Annotated in this window: 16 protein-coding genes; 11 read left to right on the top strand and 5 right to left on the bottom strand. The window is 52.2% G+C overall.

The window, feature by feature from the left end; all coding sequences use genetic code 11:
* The first annotated feature begins 11 nt into the window (after window positions 1-11).
* From LH22_RS15185 to serS, 4 genes are all read left to right on the top strand, one after another.
* Entirely contained in the window at window positions 12-3,479 is a 3,468-nt protein-coding gene (locus tag LH22_RS15185) for a DNA translocase FtsK 4TM domain-containing protein (RefSeq protein ID WP_038647839.1), read from the top strand.
* A 175-nt stretch (window positions 3,480-3,654) separates the two neighbouring features.
* Window positions 3,655-4,266: an outer membrane lipoprotein chaperone LolA gene (lolA, locus tag LH22_RS15180; protein ID WP_034820613.1), complete on the top strand. Its 612-nt coding sequence runs from the start codon at window positions 3,655-3,657 to the stop codon at window positions 4,264-4,266.
* A gap of 7 nt (window positions 4,267-4,273) precedes the next feature.
* Window positions 4,274-5,620: a replication-associated recombination protein A gene (locus LH22_RS15175; RefSeq protein ID WP_038647837.1), complete on the top strand. Its 1,347-nt coding sequence runs from the start codon at window positions 4,274-4,276 to the stop codon at window positions 5,618-5,620.
* Window positions 5,621-5,716: 96 nt separating this feature from the next.
* A complete protein-coding gene (gene serS, locus LH22_RS15170; protein ID WP_034820608.1) occupies window positions 5,717-7,009 on the top strand; it encodes a serine--tRNA ligase in 1,293 nt (430 codons plus the stop codon).
* A 137-nt stretch (window positions 7,010-7,146) separates the two neighbouring features.
* On the opposite strand, the gene LH22_RS20755 is transcribed toward serS, so the two are convergent.
* Entirely contained in the window at window positions 7,147-7,374 is a 228-nt protein-coding gene (locus LH22_RS20755) for a hypothetical protein (RefSeq protein WP_167540441.1), read from the bottom strand.
* Here LH22_RS20755 and LH22_RS15165 point away from each other — a divergent pair.
* A complete protein-coding gene (locus tag LH22_RS15165; RefSeq protein ID WP_038647835.1) occupies window positions 7,322-8,473 on the top strand; it encodes an MFS transporter in 1,152 nt (383 codons plus the stop codon). The two genes, LH22_RS20755 and LH22_RS15165, sit on opposite strands and share 53 nt — an antisense overlap.
* Window positions 8,474-8,521: 48 nt before the next feature.
* Here the strand turns inward: LH22_RS15165 and pflA are convergent, their stop codons facing one another.
* From pflA to ycaO, 4 genes are all read right to left on the bottom strand, one after another.
* Window positions 8,522-9,262 (bottom strand): pyruvate formate lyase 1-activating protein, encoded by a 741-nt coding sequence (gene pflA, locus LH22_RS15160; RefSeq protein ID WP_038647833.1) that lies wholly within the window; start codon window positions 9,260-9,262, stop codon window positions 8,522-8,524.
* Window positions 9,263-9,421: 159 nt separating this feature from the next.
* A complete protein-coding gene (pflB, locus tag LH22_RS15155; protein ID WP_038647831.1) occupies window positions 9,422-11,704 on the bottom strand; it encodes a formate C-acetyltransferase in 2,283 nt (760 codons plus the stop codon).
* A 67-nt stretch (window positions 11,705-11,771) separates the two neighbouring features.
* Complete coding sequence (gene focA / locus LH22_RS15150) at window positions 11,772-12,632, bottom strand: formate transporter FocA (RefSeq protein WP_038647829.1); 861 nt, start codon at window positions 12,630-12,632, stop codon at window positions 11,772-11,774.
* 355 nt (window positions 12,633-12,987) lie between these two features.
* The gene (gene ycaO / locus LH22_RS15145; protein WP_038647827.1) at window positions 12,988-14,748 is read right to left on the bottom strand and encodes a 30S ribosomal protein S12 methylthiotransferase accessory factor YcaO; all 1,761 of its coding nucleotides are present in this window, start codon (window positions 14,746-14,748) and stop codon (window positions 12,988-12,990) included.
* Between the two features lie 313 nt (window positions 14,749-15,061).
* On the opposite strand from ycaO, the gene serC reads away from it, so the two are divergent.
* The 6 genes from serC to LH22_RS15115 all read left to right on the top strand — a co-directional run bounded on the left by serC (window position 15,062) and on the right by LH22_RS15115 (window position 23,019).
* The gene (serC, locus tag LH22_RS15140; protein ID WP_038647825.1) at window positions 15,062-16,147 is read left to right on the top strand and encodes a 3-phosphoserine/phosphohydroxythreonine transaminase; all 1,086 of its coding nucleotides are present in this window, start codon (window positions 15,062-15,064) and stop codon (window positions 16,145-16,147) included.
* An 81-nt stretch (window positions 16,148-16,228) separates the two neighbouring features.
* Window positions 16,229-17,515: a 3-phosphoshikimate 1-carboxyvinyltransferase gene (gene aroA, locus LH22_RS15135; RefSeq protein WP_038647823.1), complete on the top strand. Its 1,287-nt coding sequence runs from the start codon at window positions 16,229-16,231 to the stop codon at window positions 17,513-17,515.
* A gap of 197 nt (window positions 17,516-17,712) precedes the next feature.
* Window positions 17,713-18,393 (top strand): (d)CMP kinase, encoded by a 681-nt coding sequence (gene cmk, locus LH22_RS15130; protein ID WP_038647821.1) that lies wholly within the window; start codon window positions 17,713-17,715, stop codon window positions 18,391-18,393.
* A 122-nt stretch (window positions 18,394-18,515) separates the two neighbouring features.
* Entirely contained in the window at window positions 18,516-20,189 is a 1,674-nt protein-coding gene (gene rpsA / locus LH22_RS15125) for a 30S ribosomal protein S1 (RefSeq protein ID WP_034820570.1), read from the top strand.
* A gap of 86 nt (window positions 20,190-20,275) precedes the next feature.
* Window positions 20,276-20,560, top strand: a complete 285-nt coding sequence (gene ihfB, locus LH22_RS15120) for an integration host factor subunit beta (RefSeq protein WP_003849360.1) — start codon at window positions 20,276-20,278, stop codon at window positions 20,558-20,560.
* A 200-nt stretch (window positions 20,561-20,760) separates the two neighbouring features.
* Window positions 20,761-23,019 (top strand): DNA internalization-related competence protein ComEC/Rec2, encoded by a 2,259-nt coding sequence (locus tag LH22_RS15115; protein WP_038647819.1) that lies wholly within the window; start codon window positions 20,761-20,763, stop codon window positions 23,017-23,019.
* Window positions 23,020-23,041 lie beyond the last annotated feature (22 nt).

Genomic DNA, 23,041 nt, shown 5'->3' with positions numbered 1-23,041 from the left:
GGAGAGTTCTCTTGAGCCAGGAATATACAGAAGATAAAGACGTTTCGTTACAACCGCTGAGCAGTGGACGCAGGCTGCTGGAAGCGTTGCTCATCCTTGTGGCCCTGTTCGCCATCTATTTGATGGTGTCGCTGGTTAGCTTCAATCCTTCCGATCCAAGCTGGTCGCAGACCGCCTGGCATGAACCGATCCATAATTTGGGCGGTAGTGTCGGCGCATGGCTGGCGGATACGCTCTTATTCATTTTCGGCGTGATGGCGTATGCCATTCCTCCGGTCATCATTGGTTTGTGCTGGATTACATTCCGTCAGCGCGATCGCCAGGATTACATCGATTACTTTGCGGTGGGCTTACGCCTGATTGGCGTGCTGGCGCTGGTGGTGACCACTTGTGGTTTAGCTGCGCTGAACGTTGATGACATCTGGTACTTTGCTTCGGGCGGTGTAATTGGCAGCCTCGTCAGTAATGCGATGGCGCCCTGGTTTAGTTCTGCCGGCGGCACTTTGACGCTGATCTGCGTGTGGGCGGCAGGCATAACCTTATACACGGGCTGGTCGTGGCTAACCATCGCCGAAAAAATCGGGAGCGTGGTGATGGGCGTACTGACCTTCGCCAGCAACCGCTCTCGTCATGACGAACCCTGGCAGGAAGAAGAGGAGTACGAAGAAGAGGAAGAGCATGCCGAACATGCTGCGCCTTCACTGCGTGCTGCGCAATCGCATGATGACGATGATGACGTTCTGCTGGCTAAACCGCGTAAGGTGGCTGAGCCTATCGCCGAACAGCTGCCGGATGATCCTCTGCTAGCCAAAGCCAGTGCCGCGACAGCCGCGGCCATTGCGGTGACCGCCGAAGCTGCACACCAGGCGCCCGTTGTGCCGTCACCCGTGGTCAATGCACCCGCCGAAGCGGCACCTGTTGCTCATACCCCTGAGGTGCCTGCGGCAGTAGCACCTGTTGCGGTACCGCCTGCGCCTGAACCGGTTATTCAACCCGCACCGCCGCTGTATCGCTTTGAAGTTCCGGGCGAACCGGCACCCTCAGCGTTTTCACCCGTTGATGACGATGAAGGGCCACGCATGGGGAACTGGCAGGATGCCGCTCAATCATCTGCTTCTCTGAACACTGCGGCAGCCGCAGCAGTGGGGGCAGCTGCTGCGAAAACGGCTTCTGCGTATACACCAGCCTTCGATGTGGTGCCGGAGCGTGATTACAATCCGCAGGTGAAGCAGGGTATTGGCCCTGAATTGCCGCGTCCGAACAAAATTAAACTGCCAACACGTCGTGAACTGGCTTCTTACGGCATTAAGTTGCCGTCACAGCGTATGGCAGAAGACAAAGCGCGCGAAGAAGCCGAGCAGCTGTTGCCTGAAATGACAGCGACCTATCATGAACCCTCACAGGATCATGAAGAGGATACCGCCTTGCAGGAAGCACACCTGCGCGAAGCGTTTGCATCTCAGCAACAGCAGCGTTATGCAGAAAGCGGACAGCATCAAGTCGAAGAAGATGAAGAGGCTTTACATCAGGCGCAGTTGGCCAATCAGTTTGCAGCTCAGCAGCAACAACGCTATCAGCAATCTGAAACCAATGAAGGCCCTGTATTTAACCTTGATACTTCATCAGCCTTTGATTTTTCGCCAATGAAAGATTTGGTCGATGACGGCCCAAGCGAGCCATTGTTTACCATCGCTGCAACGCCTGAGCCGGAAGCGCCTGCGCAGTGGCAACAACCTGCTGCACCACAATCCGAAGCGCCTGCGCAGTGGCAACAACCTGCCGCACCACAATCCAAAGCACCTGCGCAGTGGCAACAACCTGCCGCACCGCAGCCAGAAGCCATGCCATCGCTGAATGAGCACAATAGCCCATGGTCGTCATCCGAGACCGAAAGCTATGCTGCGCCAGCAGAAGCGCCTCAACCGGCCGCCCCTGCGCAAGATAGCCTGTTCCATCCATTCCTGGTTCGTCATGAACGTCCGTTGGAAAAGCCTTCTACGCCGCTGCCGACGCTTGATTTGCTGACCTCTCCGCCTTCGGAAGAAGAGCCGGTGGATATGTTCGCGCTTGAGCAGACAGCACGATTGGTTGAAGCGCGTCTGGCCGATTATCGTGTGAAAGCCGAAGTCGTCGGTATTTCACCAGGTCCGGTGATCACCCGCTTTGAGCTGGATCTTGCTCCTGGCGTGAAAGCTGCGCGTATTTCTAACCTGTCGCGCGATTTGGCTCGTTCGCTTTCAGCTGTCGCGGTGCGTGTGGTTGAAGTGATTCCTGGCAAACCTTATGTCGGCCTGGAATTACCGAACAAACATAGGCAAACCGTCTATCTGCGCGAAGTGCTGGATTGTGACAAGTTCCGCGATAACCCGTCACCGCTGTCGGTGGTGCTGGGTAAAGATATCTCGGGTCAACCGGTGGTGGCCGATCTGGCGAAGATGCCGCACCTGCTGGTTGCTGGTACGACCGGTTCCGGTAAGTCGGTTGGTGTGAACACCATGATCATCAGCATGCTGTATAAAGCCACACCAGAAGAAGTGCGCTTTATCATGATCGACCCGAAAATGCTGGAGCTCTCCGTCTACGAAGGCATTCCGCATTTGCTGACTGAGGTGGTCACCGACATGAAAGATGCGGCGAACGCGCTGCGCTGGAGTGTGGGTGAGATGGAACGCCGCTACAAGCTGATGTCTGCTCTGGGCGTGCGTAACCTTGCCGGTTACAACGAGAAAATTGAGCAGGCTGCTGCCATGGGGCGCCCAATTCCAGATCCGTTCTGGAAGCCGGGTGACAGTATGGAGACCACGCCGCCTGTGCTGGAAAAACTGCCGTACATCGTAGTGTTGGTGGATGAATTCGCTGACCTGATGATGGCGGTGGGCAAGAAAGTTGAAGAGTTGATTGCTCGCCTGGCACAGAAAGCGCGTGCGGCGGGTATTCACCTGGTGCTGGCAACGCAGCGTCCGTCGGTAGATGTGATTACCGGCTTGATCAAAGCCAACATCCCAACGCGCATCGCCTTTACGGTGTCCAGTAAAATTGACTCACGTACCATTCTTGATCAAGGCGGCGCGGAATCACTGTTGGGGATGGGTGATATGCTTTACATGCCGCCTAACTCCTCAATGCCGGTGCGTGTCCATGGTGCCTTCGTGCGCGATCAGGAAGTGCATGCGGTAGTGCAGGACTGGAAAGCGCGTGGACGTCCGCAATACATCGACAGCATTACCGCGGGTGAAGAGAGCGAGAGTGCAGCGGGCGGTCTTGATGGTGATGAAGAGCTTGATCCGCTATTCGATCAGGCGGTCTCATTTGTGGTCGAGAAACGTCGCGCCTCTATCTCCGGTGTTCAGCGCCAGTTCCGTATTGGTTACAACCGTGCAGCGCGCATCATTGAACAGATGGAAGCGCAGGGTATTGTTTCTGAACCGGGCCATAATGGTAACCGCGAGGTGCTATCACCGCCGCCGCACGAGATGTAATCTAGCGCACGCCATGACTTACTTCTGGGCCAGTTAACACTGGCCCGTTGTTTATCTGCAGAACGATCCCCATATCGATGGGAGCTTTCGGCTTTTTCTTCTGTCGAACAGACAGAGCGGCAACTACGTTTAATGCAGTAAGTGTCGGGAAACCATGAATAAGGAATCGAATCAGATGAAATTACGCGTTATTGCCTGCGGCCTGCTGGCCGGTTTTGTTTCTTCGTCGGTATTGGCGGATGCGTCGAGCGATTTGCAGCAGCGTCTGAACAAAGTGAACAGCTTCCATGCCAGCTTTAGCCAGAAAGTGACAGATGGCAGCGGTGCGAATGTGCAGGATGGTGAAGGTGAACTGTGGGTTAAACGCCCAAGTTTATTCAACTGGCATATGACCGCGCCAGACGAAAGCGTGATTATCTCCGATGGCAAAAACCTGTGGTTCTATAATCCGTTTGTTGAGCAAGCCAGCGTTAGCCTGCTGCAGAACGCCACCAGCAATACGCCGTTTATGCTGATTGCCCGTAATCAGCCAAGCGACTGGCAGCAGTACAACATCAAGCAGCAGGGTGATAATTTCGAGCTGACGCCAAAAAGCAGCGATGGCAACCTGAAGCAATTCACCATCAATGTTTCTGCATCCGGAACCATCAACAAATTCAGTGCGATTGAGCAAGATGGTCAACACAGTGATTATCAGCTGAAGAGCCAGAAAAACGGTGCGATTAGCCCAGATAAGTTCACCTTTACACCGCCAAAAGGGGTAACGGTGGACGATCAACGTCAGTGAGGTCGCGGTGAGTAACCTGTCCCTGGATTTCGCCTCTTCAAATGAGTTCCAGCCGCTGGCCGCGCGTATGCGGCCAGCCACATTGCAGCAGTATATCGGGCAACAGCATCTGCTGGCGGCGGGTAAACCGCTGCCGCGCGCGATTGAAGCCGGGCATCTGCACTCAATGATTTTGTGGGGGCCGCCAGGAACAGGGAAAACAACGCTGGCAGAGATTATTGCGCACTATGGCAAGGCGGATGTTGAGCGAATTTCTGCCGTGACATCCGGCGTGAAAGAGATTCGTGAAGCCATCGAGCGCGCCCGGCAGAATCGTCAACTGGGCCGCCGTACCATCCTGTTTGTGGATGAGGTTCATCGTTTCAATAAAAGCCAGCAGGATGCATTCCTGCCCCATATTGAAGATGGCACCATTACCTTTATCGGTGCGACCACCGAAAATCCATCTTTTGAACTCAACTCGGCACTGCTATCGCGTGCTCGCGTCTATCTGCTGAAATCGCTCACCACTGAAGATATTGAACAGGTGCTCACCCAGGCGATGGAGGACAGTGCGCGAGGGTACGGTAATAGCGACATTCTGCTGCCGGACAACACCCGGCGTATGATTGCTGAGTTGGTTAACGGGGATGCGCGTCGTGCGCTGAATACGCTGGAAATGATGGCGGATATGGCAGAGAGCAATGCGCAAGGAAAGCGTGAGCTGACGCCACAGTTGCTGAATGAAGTCTCAGGAGAAAGGGCGGCGCGGTTTGATAACAAAGGCGATCGTTTCTACGACCTGATTTCGGCGCTGCATAAATCCGTGCGCGGTTCGGCGCCGGACGCCGCTCTCTACTGGTATGCCCGCATCATCACGGCCGGGGGTGATCCGTTGTACGTTGCACGCCGTTTACTGGCGATAGCTTCGGAAGATGTGGGCAACGCCGATCCACGTGGTATGCAGGTGGCTATTTCGGCATGGGACTGTTTCACCCGCGTCGGGCCTGCTGAAGGCGAGCGCGCCATAGCCCAGGCGATTGTTTATCTGGCCTGCGCACCCAAAAGTAATGCGGTTTATACCGCGTTCAAGGCGGCCATGCGCGATGCGCGAGAATTCCCGGATTACGATGTGCCTGAGCACCTGCGCAATGCACCCACCAAATTAATGAAAGAGATGGGGCTGGGCAAAGAGTATCGTTATGCACATGACGAACCCAATGCTTATGCGGCCGGAGAGGTGTTCTTCCCGCCTGAAATGGCGCAAACGCGCTACTATCAACCCACCAATCGGGGGCTTGAGGGGAAAATCGGCGAAAAACTCGCCTGGTTGGCTGAACAGGATCAAAATAGCCCGATAAAACGCTACCGCTGATAAACGCCTTACGGTAAGGTGAGCAAGTATTTCAATGCATTCCAGTGGGATGCATCCCTTCATTCGTTCAATCAACCTTAATTACACAGGATAAGCATGCTCGATCCCAATCTGCTGCGTAATGAGCCAGACGCAGTCGCTGAAAAACTGGCACGCCGAGGATTCAAACTGGATGTGGAAACGCTGCGCTCGCTCGAAGAGCGTCGTAAAGTACTGCAGGTAGAAACTGAAAATCTGCAGGCAGAGCGTAATTCCCGATCCAAATCCATCGGTCAGGCCAAAGCGCGTGGGGAAGACATCGAGCCACTGCGTCAGGAAGTGAACGTGTTGGGCGAACGCCTGGATGCGGCGAAGGTTGAGCTGGATACACTGCAAAATACCATCCGCGATTTTGCCCTCTCGTTGCCTAACTTGCCGGTCGATGAAGTGCCGCTGGGTAAAGATGATACTGAGAATCAGGAAGTCAGCCGCTGGGGCCAGCCCCGCCAGTTCGATTTCCCGGTAAAAGACCACGTTGAGTTGGGTGAAGCGGTTAAAGGCCTGGATTTCGCTGCCGCAGTGAAACTGACCGGTTCACGCTTTATCGTGATGCAGGGGCAAATTGCTCGCCTGCACCGTGCGCTTAGCCAGTTCATGATTGATCTGCATACTCAGCAGCACGGGTATCTGGAAACCTACGTGCCGTATCTGGTTAACCATGAGACGCTGTTTGGAACGGGTCAATTACCTAAGTTTGGTGAAGACCTGTTCCACACCAAGCCTTTGGGTGAAGAAGCGGGCAGCAGCAACTACGCACTGATCCCGACGGCGGAAGTGCCGCTGACCAACCTGGTGCGTGATGAGATCGTGGAAGAAGAAAATCTGCCGATTAAACTCACTGCGCACACGCCATGCTTCCGTTCTGAAGCGGGTTCTTATGGACGCGACACGCGTGGTCTGATCCGTATGCACCAGTTCGATAAAGTTGAGATGGTGCACATTGTTGCGCCAGAAACGTCAATGGACGCACTGGAAGAGCTGGTTGGCCACGCCGAGAAAGTGCTGCAATTGCTGAATCTGCCATACCGTAAAGTACTGCTGTGCACTGGCGATATGGGCTTTGGTTCAGCCAAAACCTACGATCTGGAAGTATGGTTGCCGGCGCAGGATACCTATCGTGAGATCTCCTCTTGTTCCAACATGTGGGATTTCCAGGCGCGTCGCATGCAGGCTCGCTGCCGCAGTAAAACTGATAAGAAACCGCGTCTGGTACATACGCTTAACGGTTCAGGACTGGCGGTAGGTCGTACGCTGGTTGCGGTGCTGGAAAACTACCAGCAGGCTGACGGCCGTATCGAAGTACCAGAAGTGCTGCGTCCTTATATGGGCGGATTGGAAATCATTGGTTAACCCCAGCTTTCTGATAGTAAAACCCGGCAATGCCGGGTTTTTTGTTTTTAGCTTAAGCCGATTATTTTTTAGTAAGAATTAATCAGAAATAAACGTTATCGTCAGCAGACTTCCTCAAAACACTAAAATCCATAAATTCATGCAGATAGCATTGAGTTTTTATAATGATATATCTCCTCTAAACTGCTGAAGATAAAAATAATAAATTGTTCAGCAGCAAATTGTGCGGCGGTGATTTTTTGCCCGTTGACTTTAAAATAGCGAATGGCAAACTGCGCGCAATTATCTTCATTTCTTTGGTTTTTAATCCCTATGTCTACCTGGTCGCGCCCCGTCGTGTTGCTGCTTTGCGGCTTAATGCTCATGACGGTGTCTATTGCTGTGCTGAATACGCTGGTACCGCTTTGGCTTACTCATGATCAACTGCCGACATGGCAGGTGGGTATGGCCAGTTCAGCCTATTACACCGGCAATCTGCTGGGGACGCTGCTCGCAGGCTGGTTGATCAACCGCTATGGCTTTAATCGCTGTTTTTATCTGGCCAGTGCGCTGTTTGCCGTAGCGACCATGGGAATGGCACTTTTAGAGGGTTTCTACAGCTGGACTGCGCTGCGTTTTGTTGCGGGTGTCGGTTGTGCGCTGATCTGGGTGGTGGTGGAGAGTGCGTTGCTGTGCAGCGGTACAGTGCGTAATCGCGGTCAGTTGTTGGCTGCCTATATGATTATCTATTATCTCGGTACAGTTGCAGGCCAGTTGCTGGTGAGCCGCGTGTCGACTGAACTTCTGCATGTCATTCCATGGGTCACCGCGCTGATCGTCTGCGCCGTGCTGCCAGTGGTCTTCCTGCGTGTTAATGCCAGCTCAGCGACTGAAGAGGCTTCTACCGGTCGCATCTGGACCATGTTGCGCCGTCGCAGCTCGCGTCTGGGCATCAACGGCTGCATTATTTCCGGTATCGTACTGGGCTCACTGTATGGTCTGATGCCGTTGTATCTGTCGCATCGGGGAATGAGTGATGCCAATGTGGGTTACTGGATGGCGCTGCTGGTGAGTTCGGGCATTGTCGGTCAGTGGCCGGTGGGACGTCTTGCCGACCGTTTTGGGCGCCTGATGGTGTTGCGCGTTCAGGTGTTTGTGGTGATTCTGGGTGCCATCGCCATGTTGGGCGATACTGCCATGGCGCCTGCACTGTTTGTTTTGGGGCTGGCTGGCTTCACGCTCTATCCAGTGGCGATGTCATGGGCATGCGAAACCGTTGCGCATCATGAGCTGGTTGCCATGAATCAGGCGCTGTTGTTTAGCTACACCATCGGCAGCCTGGTCGGGCCGGGTATGACATCGATGCTGATGCAAAATTACTCTGACCGTTTGCTGTTTGTGATGATTGCCGCTGTGGCACTGGTCTATCTGGTGATGCTGCTGCGTAAAGCTGACCAGCATGCCACGCCAATCGCACATGCTTAATATCTGAATGAACCAATGAAAAAAGGGAGCGGTAAGCTCCCTTTTTTGTCAGTACATCACTTCGTGACCATATCCTGCCAGAATATTTTTGACCCGTTCCATCGTCTCTTTACTGGGTGGTTTTACCCCATCCAGCTTGTACTCTTCTCCCATGGCAATCCATTTGTGCTTACCTAACTCATGGTAGGGTAGCAGCTCAATTTTCTCGACGTTCTCCATATCCTTAGTGAATGCACCCAGTCGATGGGCAGAGTCATCATCATCGGAATAGCCAGGCACGACCACAAAGCGAATCCAGGTACGTTTGCCTTTCTTCTGCAGATAGCGCGCGAAATCGAGGGTGCGATGATTAGAGACGCCAACCAGAATCTGGTGCACATCATCATTAATTTGTTTTAGGTCGAGCATCACCAGATCGGTGGCATCCAGCAGTTCGTCAATCACCGGATCGTAACGACGTACAAAGCCGTTGGTATCCAGGCAGGTGTGAATGCCTTCTGCCTTACAGGCACGGAACCAATCACGCACAAACTCGGCTTGTAAGATTGCTTCCCCTCCTGATGCCGTTACTCCTCCGCCAGAGGCATTCATAAAGTGACGATACGACAGTGCATCTTTCATCAGGTCATCCACTGTGACTTCTTTGCCACCGTGAGTGTCCCAGGTGTCGCGATTATGGCAGTAGAGGCAGCGCATCAGACAGCCCTGGAAGAAGGTGATAAAACGGATGCCGGGACCGTCAACGGTGCCGCAGGATTCAAATGAGTGGATACGACCGATGGTTGACATTGCGATGTATTCTCCGGGTTAGCCTCAACATCAGGCGGCACAATCTGTGTTGTGCTCTTGGATTAAAGTCGATTTTGCGAGGCTGCCAGCGAAAGCAAACTGGCAAAACAGACTTGTGGAGAAAAGGCTCCCGCAGGAGCCTTGACATTTCAGTGAGGATTACAGGGACTGAGTGAACGTACGGGTAATCACATCCTGCTGCTGCTCTTTGGTCAGCGAGTTAAAGCGCACCGCATAACCGGAAACACGAATGGTCAGCTGAGGATATTTCTCAGGATGTTCCATCGCATCCAGCAGCATCTCACGGTTCATAACGTTGACGTTAAGGTGCTGACCCCCCTCGATATTGGCTTCATGGTGGAAATAGCCATCCATCAAGCCCGCAAGGTTGGTTTTACGCACATTATCATCTTTACCGAGTGCATTAGGCACGATGGAGAAGGTGTAAGAAATACCATCTTTAGCATAGGCAAACGGCAGTTTGGCTACCGAAGTCAGAGAAGCCACCGCACCTTTCTGATCGCGACCGTGCATTGGGTTAGCACCTGGACCGAATGGCGCACCTGCACGACGACCGTCAGGGGTGTTACCGGTTTTCTTACCGTATACCACGTTAGAGGTGATGGTGAGCACCGACTGCGTTGGCACCGCATTACGATAGGTTTGCAGTTTCTGAATTTTCTTCATGAAACGTTCAACCAGGTCACACGCCATATCATCGACACGTGAATCGTTGTTACCAAACTGCGGATACTCGCCTTCAATCTCGAAATCTACGGCCAGACCATCCGCATCACGCACGGTTTTTACTTTGGCATATTTAATGGCAGAGAGGGAATCCGCCGCCACTGACAAGCCTGCGATACCACACGCCATGGTACGATAGACGTCACGGTCATGCAGCGCCATCAGTGAAGCTTCGTAGCTGTACTTATCATGCATGTAATGGATGATATTCAATGAGGTGACATACTGTTTAGCCAGCCAATCCATGAAGTGATCCAGACGTGCCATCACAATGTCGAAATCCAGAATTTCATCAGTGATTGGCGCTTCTTTCGGGCCAACCTGCATTTTCAGTTTTTCGTCCACGCCACCGTTGATTGCATACAGCAGTGTTTTAGCCAGGTTGGCGCGGGCGCCGAAGAATTGCATCTGTTTGCCGACAATCATTGGGCTCACACAGCAGGCGATCGCGTAGTCATCGTTATCAAAGTCAGGACGCATCAGATCGTCATTCTCATACTGCAATGAAGACGTATCGATAGAGACTTTAGCTGCATATTTTTTGAAGTTAACCGGCAGTTTTTCTGACCACAGAATGGTCATGTTAGGTTCCGGTGACGGGCCCATGGTGTACAAGGTATTCAGGAAGCGGAAGGTACTTTTGGTGACTAAAGTACGGCCATCGACACCCATACCGGCCAGAGACTCGGTTGCCCAGATTGGGTCACCTGAGAACAATTCGTCATATTCTGGGGTACGCAGGAAACGCACCATACGCAGTTTCATCACCAGGTGGTCAATTAACTCCTGCGCGCCTTCTTCAGTCAGTTTGCCCGCTTTAATATCACGGTCGATATAAACATCGAGGAAGGTGGATACGCGACCGAATGACATCGCGGCGCCGTTCTGTGATTTCACAGCGGCCAGATAGCCGAAGTAGGTCCACTGTACAGCCTCTTGCGCTGTGGTCGCGGGCAGAGAAATATCAGAGCCGTATTTGGCTGCCATTTCTTTAATCTGACCAAGCGCACGGTGTTGCTCGGAGATTTCTTCACGCAGGCGGATAGTGGCTTCAAGATTGACACCATTTTCCATATCGCTTTGCAGTGAATTGAACTGCGCCACTTTATCTTTCATCAGATAATCGATGCCGTACAGCGCCACGCGGCGATAGTCACCGATGATACGACCACGACCATAAGCATCTGGCAGACCAGTCAATACACCGGATTTACGGCAGCGCAGAATGTCCGGAGTATAGACATCGAACACGCCCTGGTTATGGGTTTTACGATAGTCGGTGAAGACTTTTTTCAGGGCAGGGTCGAGTTCACGGCCATAAACTTTGCAAGAACCTTCGACCATTTTGATGCCGCCAAATGGGATAATGGCGCGTTTCAGCGGTGCTTCAGTCTGCAGACCTACAATGGTCTCCAGCGACTTATTGATATAACCCGCATCATGTGAAGTGATGGTTGAAGCCAGGTCGGTATCGAAATCAACCGGTGCATGAGTGCGGTTCTCAATCTTGATACCTTCCAGCACGCTGTCCCACAGTTTAGTGGTGGCTGGTGTGGCGCCCGCGAGGAAAGATTCGTCACCTTCATAGGGGGTGTAGTTTTTCTGGATAAAGTCACGGACGTTGACACCGTTCTGCCATTCGCCGGCGCTAAATCCTTCCCAGGCTGACGCCATTTTTTCGTTAAGTTCGGACATGATATACCTGCCTTATTTAGGGAGACTCTGACGATGACGCGCCCTCGGGCACGCCCGTTTTAATTTCTTAATGCACCGGATCATCACCGCGCAGATAGATGACCCAGTAGGTCAAACCGACTAACAATCCGCCACCGATAATGTTGCCGATTGTCACTGGAATGAGGTTATTAACAATAAAGTCGCCAACGCTGAGAGAGGGGAACTGTGCGGCGCTGGAACCGGCCATTTGCCAGAATTCCGGGCTGGCGAAGTCGCGAATGACGATTGCCATCGGAACCAAAAACATGTTGGCGATGCTGTGCTCAAAGCCGCTGGCGACGAACATCCCGACGGGCAAAATCATGGCGAACATTTTGTCGAACAGACTGCGGCCGGAGTAACTCATCCACACCGCCAGGCAAACCATCAGGTTAGCGAGTGTGCCGAGGCTAACGGCTTCAATAAACGTGTGATGCATTTTGTGGTCGGCGGTTTGCAGGACATTCAACCCCCACGCGCCATTGGCAACCATATGTTCACCTGCTAACCAAATCAGCGCGACAAAGAACAGCGCACCAAACAGGTTACCGATATAGACATTCAGCCAATGACGACCGAGTTGCATCCAGGTGATGCGCCCGCTGGCTTTCGCCACCACAATCAAAACCGTCGAAGTGAACAGGTCCGCGCCACAAACCACAACCAGCATCAAACCCAATGAGAAGCAAATACCGCCAATCAGTTTCGCAATACCGTAGGGCATGGCGCCACTGCCCGTGGTGGCAGTAATGTAGAAAACAAACGCGATAGAAATAAATACGCCAGCAGTGATGGCTAAGAAGAAGGTGGTTAAAGGATGTTTAGTGGCTTTATAGACGCCGGCATCTTCAGCAACTTTCGCCATGGCCGCGGGTAATAATGCATTAAAAGGGTTGTCAGCTTTCACACTAACGCTCTCCTGAAATTGTCTGTAAAGATACTAACAAAGGAGTATAGGTCAGGAATTGATGTGGATCATAAATGGCAGGGAGGTACGGGGTAAGCGAGGCGTTAAATTAAAGAATATACACTTAACTTGTTGAATTATATAAACTAAAAATTTTTTAATTTATGCAAAATAAGTTTAACGATTGGTCTTTGAGAGTGACTCAATGTTAATTCAGTTTAACCAATGAAACTGAATTGTTAATTATCAATATTCAATGTTGAGTATGACAATGTGAAGCAAAAAAAATGGCACCGGGATTAATCAGTGCCATTCTCTACGTTAGCAAAAATATCGCGCTAAGCGTTCGTGAATATTACTTCGACCAGTAGTTGCGCTTTGCTGCCTGCAGTTTTTCATAGGCGGCCAGCAGGGCCTGATGCGCCGGGAAGGCTTTCAGATCGAGGTCCACTGCCTGCAAGCCGTAGAATGGCGCTTCACCGCTGATCGCTGCAGAAGCGGCATCAACAGCGGCTTCGCCATACATCCGCACAAAGGCACGATGATATTGCAGCGGATCGCGTTCTTCTTCCATGGCGAGCAACAGCAGGGTTTGCAGGCAACGGTAATAGTTGGCGCGTTCGGCGCTGAAGATTGACTGGTTGAACTCCATGGTCCACTCCGTCCAGATCAGAGCCTGATCCAGATCTCCGCCCGCCAATGCCAGCATGGCTTTCAACTCGCCAATACGCAGGGTGTACCAGCCATTGTCTTTACCTGACGCCAGACCCAGCAGCTCACGGACGCGAGTGAAGTCGTCATGACCTTCTTCATCCAACTGCTCGATGAGGTTCAGATACGCTTCCGGTTCCCACTCACTGGCTGGCAGCGCCAGCAAGGTTTCACGCAGCGGCGCGCCCATGCTGTTGTTGGCCAATAACAGGTCTTCTGCCGGATAAATATCTGACATGCCCGGTACGATGATACGGCAGGCGTAAACGCCCAGATGCTCATAATCCGCGATGTAAACCTCTTGATCTTCCGCGCGGAAGATGGCCATCAGCGTATCAAACTCTTCATGCGTGCTGCCTGAGAAGCTCCAGTCGACGAAAGGATAATCCGCATCGTCTTTGAACATGTCCCAGGAGATTAAACCACTTGAATCGATAAAGTGGGTTTCCAGGTTGGCGTGTTCAGCCACTTCTTCATCATCGAAGGTTGGTGGGGTGAAGACATCCAGGTCTTTCAGTCCACGGCCCTGGAGCAGTTCAGTAACGGTACGTTCCAATGCCACACCAAAGTCTGGGTGCGCGCCGAATGAAGCAAAGCAAGTGCCGTTGGCCGGGTTGAACAACACTAGGCAGATAACCGGGTACTTGCCGCCCAGTGAAGCATCGTAAGAGAAGATTGGGAAACCTTCGGCTTCCAGACGTTCAATCGCCTCAATCACGCCGGGGTAGCGCTGCATCACTTCAGCAGGGATTTCTGGCAGGCTAATTGACTCAGCGATAATGCGGTTTTTAATGTGGCGCTCAAAGACTTCAGACAGGCCCTGTACACGCGCTTCGTTCGCGGTGTTACCGGCAGACATGCCGTTAGAAACATACAGGTTGCCGATGATGTTCATCGGGATGTAGACCGTCTGCTGGTCGGATTGACGGGTAAATGGCAGGCCGCAGATACCACGGTCAACATTACCTGACTGCAGGTCAATCAGATCTGAGGCGCTCAGGCTATCTTCAGGATCGTAAAATTTCTGCAGACGCGCATCCAGAATCCCTGCTGGCAAGCTGTCATCGTCGGTCAATGGGAACCACTTCTCATTCGGGTAGTGAACGAAATCGCCGTTGGCGATGGACTGACCGAGCCAGAAATCGGCGAAGAAGTAGTTGGTTGAGAGACGCTCAAAATATTCGCCTAACGCCGAAGCCAGTGCCGCTTTCTTACTGGCACCTTTACCATTGGTAAAGCACAGCGGGCAGTCGCGATCGCGGATATGCACAGACCAGACGTGTGGAACCGGGTTCAGCCAGGAGGCTTCTTCAATGTTGAAGCCCAGGTCCTGCAGTTTGTGCTGGAAACGTGCGATGGAGTCTTCCAGTGCGGCGTCTTTTCCTGGAATAAACGTTTGCGTCATGTTGGCGCTCTCTCAAGTCGATGGGGTGGGCGTAAAGCGCGCAATGATACGGGTTTTGCGCCTGCTTCGCTATTCAGTGGTCTAAATTTATCGCGGTATTGTCACGGCTATTTCATCACCTGGCAGCATTCTGATTTTAGTTCGGGAAACTCCCTCACATAATTCCGTGGCTTATTGCATTTATGACATAAGCTGCGGTGGAGCCCGCCCCGGAATTGTGATCGCTATCGGATTAATGATTGCAGCCATTCGGAGGCAATGATAAAACCGATACGGTATTCATAACCGTTCGATATGACAGTGGTGAGGGGAAATGACGCAGGTTTATAATTTTAGCTCCGGCCCAGCGATGCTGCCGGTAGAAGTGCTCCGTCGTGCAGAACAAGAACTGACAAACTGGCACGGATTAGGCACCTCTGTAATGGAGATCAGCCATCGCAGTAAAGAGTTCATTGCTGTCGCTGAAGCCGCAGAACAGGATTTTCGCGATCTGCTGAAGATCCCATCGAACTACAAAGTTTTATTCTGCCATGGCGGCGCTCGCGCGCAGTTCGCAGCTATCCCTGGTAACCTGTTAGGTGATGCGAAATCCGCTGACTACATTGATGGTGGTTACTGGGCACACAGCGCGATCAAAGAAGCGGAAAAATATTGCTCTCCGAACACCATCGACGTCAAAACCACGCTTGACGGTAAACGTGCTTTGTTACCAATGCGTGAATGGCAGTTGAACGATGATGCCGCCTATGTGCATTTCTGCCCGAATGAAACCATTGATGGTATTGCTATCGATGAAGAGCCTGACTTTGGTGACAAAGTCGTGGTGGCTGATCTTTCTTCAACCATCATGTCTCGTCCTATTGATGTCAGCCGTTACGGTGTGATCTACGCAGGCGCTCAGAAAAACATCGGCCCAGCGGGATTAACGCTGGTGGTGGTGCGTGATGATCTGCTGGGCAAGGCGCAGCGTTATGTGCCATCTATCCTTGATTACAAGGTACTGGCTGAAAACGAATCCATGTTCAACACACCGCCGACTTTTGCCTGGTACCTCTCTGGCCTGGTATTTAAATGGCTGAAAGAGAAGGGGGGTGTTGCTGAGATGGATAAGGTTAATCAGGCAAAAGCTGACTTGCTGTATGGCGTCATTGATAACAGCAGCTTCTACCGTAACGATGTTGCTGCTGCGAACCGTTCACGTATGAACGTGCCGTTCCAGCTGGCTGATGCCGCGCTGGATAAGGTGTTCCTTGACGAGTCACTGCAGGCTGGCCTGCATGCACTGAAAGGGCATCGCGTGGTTGGCGGTATGCGTGCATCGATCTACAATGCGATGCCGCTGGAAGGGGTGAAAGCCCTGACTGAGTTCATGATCGACTTTGAACGTCGTCACGGCTAATTAATCAACACAGGCCAGCCTGGCTGGCCACTGGCCCCGTTCTATCACGGGGTTTTGTCTTTTCTGGAGATTTGGTTTCACATGCAGGACTCCCTGACTCTACAACCGATTGCTCGCGTTGACGGCACGGTAAACTTACCGGGTTCAAAAAGCGTTTCTAACCGCGCATTGTTACTGGCTGCGTTGGCAAATGGCACAACTCGCCTGACCAATTTGCTGGATAGCGATGATGTCAAACACATGCTGAATGCGCTGAAGGCGCTGGGCGTTAACTACACGCTCTCTGCTGATCGTACCGTGTGCGAAGTGGTGGGAAATGCAGGTCCGCTGCACAGTGATCAGGCTCTGGAACTCTTTCTGGGCAACGCTGGTACTGCCATGCGTCCGCTGGCTGCCGCACTGTGCCTGGGTCAACAGTCGATTGTACTGACTGGCGAACCACGCATGAAAGAGCGCCCAATTGGTCATTTGGTGGATGCGCTGCGTCAGGGCGGAGCCAATATTGATTACCTGGAGCAGACGGATTATCCGCCGCTGCGTCTGAACGGCGGGTTTGTCGGTGGTGAAGTCAGTGTGGACGGTAGTGTTTCCAGCCAGTTCCTGACAGCATTGCTGATGACCGCGCCTCTGGCACCGAAAGACACTGTGATTACCATCAAAGGTGATCTGGTTTCTAAGCCGTACATTGATATTACACTGCACCTGATGCGTTGTTTTGGTGTCGAAGTCGATAACCAGAACTACCAGCGCTTTGTGGTGAAAGGCCAGCAACAGTATCAATCTCCGGGCGATTATCTGGTGGAGGGCGATGCCTCATCTGCCTCTTATTTCCTCGCCGCCGCTGCCATTAAAGGTGGAACGGTTCGCGTAACCGGGATTGGCCGTAATAGCGTTCAGGGCGACATCCGTTTTGCCGATGTGCTGGAAAAAATGGGTGCGGTGATTGAATGGGGTGATGACTATATTGCCTGCACACGAGGTTCTCTCTCCGCGATTGATATGGACATGAACCATATTCCTGATGCGGCGATGACCATTGCCACCACGGCGTTGTTCGCGGAAGGCACGACCTTGATGCGTAACATTTACAACTGGCGCGTAAAAGAGACCGACCGTTTAGCGGCGATGGCGACCGAATTGCGCAAAGTGGGTGCGGAAGTAGAAGAAGGTCACGATTTCATTCGTGTCACTCCACCGGCTCAGCTTCAGCATGCGGATATTGGCACTTATAACGATCACCGTATGGCGATGTGCTTTGCTCTCGTGGCGTTATCGGACACGCCTGTCACCATTCTTGATCCAGGCTGCACAGCTAAAACCTTCCCGGATTACTTCCAGCAGTTGGCTAAAATCAGCCAGACTTATTGATCCCGCTACCCGGTACGCTTGTGCCGGGTTTCCTCGCTCTATTGTGGCCTTATTGGGCGGAAATTCTTCTGAATCTGTCTAAAATTCTGGCGCTGTCTACGCTAAAGGGTAACTAACCTGACGCGGGCAGCGTATAATGCCGCGCATTCAAACAGCCAAGAAGGCTGATAATAAGCACGCAGCAACAGGAGAGAACAATGACGGCAATCGCCCCGGTAATTACCATTGATGGCCCAAGTGGCGCAGGTAAAGGGACTTTGTGTAAAGCGATGGCGGAGTCATTGCAGTGGCACTTGCTGGATTCTGGTGCCATTTATCGCGTACTTGCATTGGCTGCACTTCATCATCAGGTGGATATTGAATCCGAAGAAGCATTAGTGCCTATGGCCGCTCACCTTGACGTACGTTTCTTGTCCGTAGAAGGTGAGATGCAGGTCATTTTAGAAGGTGAGGATGTGACCGGTGAAATCCGCACGCAGGAAGTGAGTAATACGGCTTCGCGGGTTGCTGCCTTCCCACGCGTGCGTGAAGCATTGCTGCGTCGTCAGCGAGCATTCCGTGAAGAGCCGGGCTTAATTGCAGATGGCCGTGATATGGGCACAGTCGTGTTCCCCGATGCACCGGTAAAAATCTTCCTTGATGCAAGTTCAGAAGAGCGTGCTCATCGACGTATGCTACAGTTGCAGGAGAAGGGCTTTAATGTTAACTTTGATCGCCTTTTATCCGAGATAAAGGAACGCGACGACCGCGATCGTAATCGTGCAATCGCGCCTTTAGTGCCTGCCGCTGATGCTCTGGTGCTGGATTCGACCAGTATGTCCATTGAGCAAGTGATTGAAAAGGCACTTGATTATGCCCGCCACAAGCTGGGCATTTAATCTATTCGGTAACTGAATTGTTGTAACCCTGTACCAGGGACCCGGTGCTGGGCATGTGAAACAACCCCATCCGACAATGACGTCAGGTGGACGTTAAATTGAAGAATCCTAAGATTATCAATATGACTGAATCTTTTGCTCAACTATTTGAAGAATCACTGAAAGAAATCGAAACCCGTCCGGGTTCCATCGTTCGTGGCGTTGTTGTCTCTATCGACAAAGACGTAGTCCTGGTTGATGCGGGTCTGAAATCTGAGTCTGCAATTCCTGCAGAGCAATTCAAGAACGCAGCCGGCGAACTGGAAATCCAGGTTGGCGACGAAGTTGACGTTGCGCTTGACGCAGTTGAAGACGGCTTCGGTGAAACCCTGCTGTCCCGTGAGAAAGCTAAGCGTCACGAAGCTTGGATCACGCTGGAAAAAGCTTACGAAGAAGCTGAAACTGTTACCGGTGTTATCAACGGCAAAGTTAAAGGTGGCTTCACAGTTGAGCTGAACGGTATTCGTGCGTTCCTGCCAGGTTCACTGGTTGACGTTCGTCCGGTTCGCGATACTCTGCACCTGGAAGGCAAAGAGCTTGAGTTCAAAGTCATCAAGCTTGATCAGAAACGTAACAACGTGGTGGTTTCTCGCCGCGCAGTTATCGAATCTGAAAACAGCGCTGAACGCGATCAGCTGCTGGAAAACCTGCAGGAAGGCATGGAAGTTAAAGGTATCGTTAAGAACCTCACTGACTACGGCGCATTCGTGGATCTGGGTGGCGTTGACGGCCTGCTGCACATCACTGACATGGCTTGGAAACGCGTTAAGCATCCGAGCGAAATCGTCAACGTGGGCGACGAAATCACTGTTAAAGTGCTGAAATTCGACCGCGAGCGTACTCGTGTATCCCTCGGCCTGAAACAGCTGGGCGAAGATCCATGGGTTGCTATCGCTAAGCGTTACCCAGAAGGCACCAAGCTGACTGGCCGTGTAACCAACCTGACCGATTACGGCTGCTTCGTTGAAATCGAAGAAGGCGTTGAAGGCCTGGTACACGTTTCTGAAATGGACTGGACCAACAAAAACATTCACCCATCTAAAGTTGTTAACGTGGGCGATGTTGTTGAAGTTATGGTTCTGGACATCGACGAAGAACGTCGTCGTATCTCCCTGGGTCTGAAGCAGTGCAAAAACAACCCATGGCAGCAGTTCGCTGAGACCCACAACAAAGGCGATCGCGTTGAAGGTAAAATCAAGTCAATCACTGACTTCGGTATCTTCATCGGCCTGGACGGTGGCATCGACGGTCTGGTTCACCTGTCAGACATCTCCTGGAACGCGACTGGCGAAGAAGCCGTTCGTGAGTACAAAAAAGGCGACGAAATCGCTGCTGTTGTACTGCAGGTTGATGCAGAGCGCGAGCGCATCTCTCTGGGCGTGAAGCAGTTGGCTGAAGATCCATTCAACAACTACATCACCCTGAACAAGAAAGGCGCTATCGTTAACGGTAAAGTCACTGCAGTAGACGCTAAAGGTGCTACAGTAGAATTGGCTGATGGCGTTGAAGGTTACCTGCGCGCTTCAGAAGCTTCACTGGACCGTATCGAAGACGCAACTCTGGTTCTGAGTGTTGGTGACGACGTTGAAGCTAAATTCACCGGCGTTGATCGTAAGAACCGCGTTGTAAGCCTGTCTGTTCGTGCTAAAGACCAGGCTGATGAGAAAGAAGCTATCAACACTGTTAACACCAAACAGGAAGAAAGCAACTTCTCTAGCGCTATGGCTGAAGCGTTCAAAGCGGCTAAAGGCGAGTAATCGACCCGAGGCACCGGACGATGTCAATCGTCCGGTTTCGGTAAAAGCTGTCATACCTTTCCCATTAAGGATTAACCGGAGGTTACATGACCAAGTCAGAACTTATTGAAAGACTTGCTGGACAGCATACTCATATTCCGGCGAAAGTCGTTGAGGATGCAGTTAAAGAGATGCTCGAGCACATGGCCACTACGTTGGCACAGGGCGAGCGCATTGAAATCCGGGGATTCGGCAGCTTTTCTTTGCACTACCGCGCACCGCGCACTGGTCGTAACCCGAAAACGGGTGACAAAGTGGATCTGGAAGGTAAATACGTTCCCCACTTCAAGCCGGGCAAAGAATTGCGTGACCGTGCAAATATCTACGGCTAAGCCGTTACCGAACGACAAAGCGACACCTCCGGGTGTCGTTTTTTTTGCTCTAAATTCATTGTTGTGAACATAATTCCTAAACCCACATCAACAATGAAAACCACGCCGATTTTTTGGCATCCGTAATCCAGCTCTCCCCATTCCTGAAAGCTATTCCTGCCAATTGCACGCAAACTGGTGCCCATTGCGGGAGAAAAGTGATGCGTATAACAGGGATTGCATTAGCCAGAATCATGATCCTGGCAGCGCTACCATTAGGTTTGCTACCTCAAATACCGACCATGGAAATGATTGCTGTGATGGTGCTATTAGCACTGATTGTGGCATCCCTGCCTTGGGCTGGGCTGCGTCTTATTGGCATGGGTATCCTGCTTCTGGCGTGGGCGCTACTGGAAGCGAGACAGATGCTGAATGTGATTGATCAGCTTTCAATGGCGCCAGCCGAAGTGACGCTGCGTATTGTTGATGTGAAGGAAAATCAACAGCAATTTAAAGCCCAGATTATTCGTGTGGGTGAGCGCTATCAGTTTCCGCCCTTGTTTGTCAGTATCAATGCGGAGCCAGGTGAATCGGGGTATTGTGCGGGGCAGCGCTGGAAAATGACCTTACGCTTGCGTGCAGTGCATGGTCGCTTGAATGAAGGCGGGTTTGATGCCCAACGTTTTGCGCTGGCAAACCATACGCCTTTGCAGGGGAGAATCATTAACCAGCAGGCGGAATCTGTGGATTGTCATTTGCGAACAGAGGTTATGCGCCATCATCAACCTCTTTTTGAACACCTGCAACAATCTGCCATTTTGCAGGCGCTGGCTTTTGGTGAACGTGAGAACATGACCAAAACTCAGCGACAACTATTACGTGAGACCGGAACCGCACACTTAATGGCGATTTCCGGCATGCATATTGCGCTAGCGGCCAGTGTTGGCTGGATGATAGTACGTGGCTTGCAGCTGCTGCAGCCTGCGCACACCATCGGTTATCTGCTGCCACTGATGGGGAGCATCATTACCGCGACAATCTACTGCTGGCTGTCGGGCAGCCATGCACCAGCACAGCGCGCGCTGGTCGCGCTACTACTGTGGACCACGATAAGAATCGCGGGCTGGCAGTTAACAGGCTGGCAGATTTGGACACTTTGCATGGGTATACTGCTCTGGCTTGATCCCCTCACCGTCTTATCTGAAAGCTTTTGGCTCTCTGCTCTTGCCGTCGCCATGTTAATCATCTGGTTCCAGTGGTTTGCCTTGCCGGATCGTTACCGTCAGGCCAGGCGCTGGCTGCCGCTGAGATTGCTGCACTTACAGCTCGGCATGATGATACTGATGGCTCCTCTGCAGATTTTTTTATTTCAGGGAATCAGCCTCAGTGCACTGGTCGCTAACCTCATCGCGGTGCCGGTGATATCGCTTTTCACCGTTCCATTGATACTGCTGGCGCTTTTGCTGCCCATACAACCCATCGCTTCGGTGCTGTGGCGGCTGGCGGATTTTTCTGTCAATCAGGTTATGCAGGGTCTGGCATACTTGCCAGCAGGATGGTGGCCGTTTAATGATGCCTTGCCCGCAGTGGCCCTGCTATGGGGTGGTTTATTTCTGTGGCGCAGTGGTTTGCTGAATAACACGCTGATGCTTTGCTGCGGCTGCGCAATGGCATTTCTGTTATGGCGTCATGAGTCTGAGCAAGATGACTGGCAGATTGATGTGCTGGATGTGGGCCATGGCCTGGCCATCGCTATTACACAGGGTAACGAAGTGGTGTTGTACGATGCGGGTCCACGCTGGAATGAAGATGATGCGGGCGCGCGCGTGATACTGCCATGGTTACTGTATAAGGGACGACAGCTAAACACGGTGGTGGTAAGTCATAAGCATCTGGATCATCGGGGTGGGCTGAATTCACTGCATCAGGTCAATCCCAATATGATGATCCGCAGTGCATTGGGTGAAGCGGGGCATTTACCCTGTCAGCGAGGAGAGCAGTGGCAATGGGGCAAACTGACCTTCACGGCACTCTGGCCACCCGCAGGGAATACGCAAGGGCAAAATAATGACTCCTGTGTCGTACGTGTAGACGATGGAGCTGTCAGTCTGCTGCTCACCGGGGATATTGAGTTAGAAGCAGAAAGAAAATTGGTGGCATTAGAGAAAGCTCAGCTCACCAGTACGTTAATGCAGGTCCCACATCATGGTAGCCGAACCTCTTCGGGGCCTTTACTGTTACGTAGTGTTGCAGGAAAGGGCGCGGTGGCATCGGTAGCGCGCTATAACGCCTGGCGCATGCCAGCCGCCGCAGTGGTGGAACGCTATCGCCAACAGGGCTATATCTGGTATGACACGGCACAATCCGGGCAGGTCCACATTGGTATTCGGCAGGGTGAATGGCAGATTAAGGGATTGAGGGAGCAAATAAAACCTCGCTGGTATCATCAGTGGTTTGGCGTCAAACGTGAATCCAGGTAGAATGAGCGGCTATTTCAAACAG

Source organism: Pantoea rwandensis (genome assembly GCF_000759475.1).
Taxonomy (GTDB): Bacteria; Pseudomonadota; Gammaproteobacteria; order Enterobacterales; family Enterobacteriaceae; genus Pantoea; species Pantoea rwandensis_B.
Note: the sequence above shows the minus strand (reverse complement) of the source record. Positions and strands in the feature narration are given on the sequence as shown.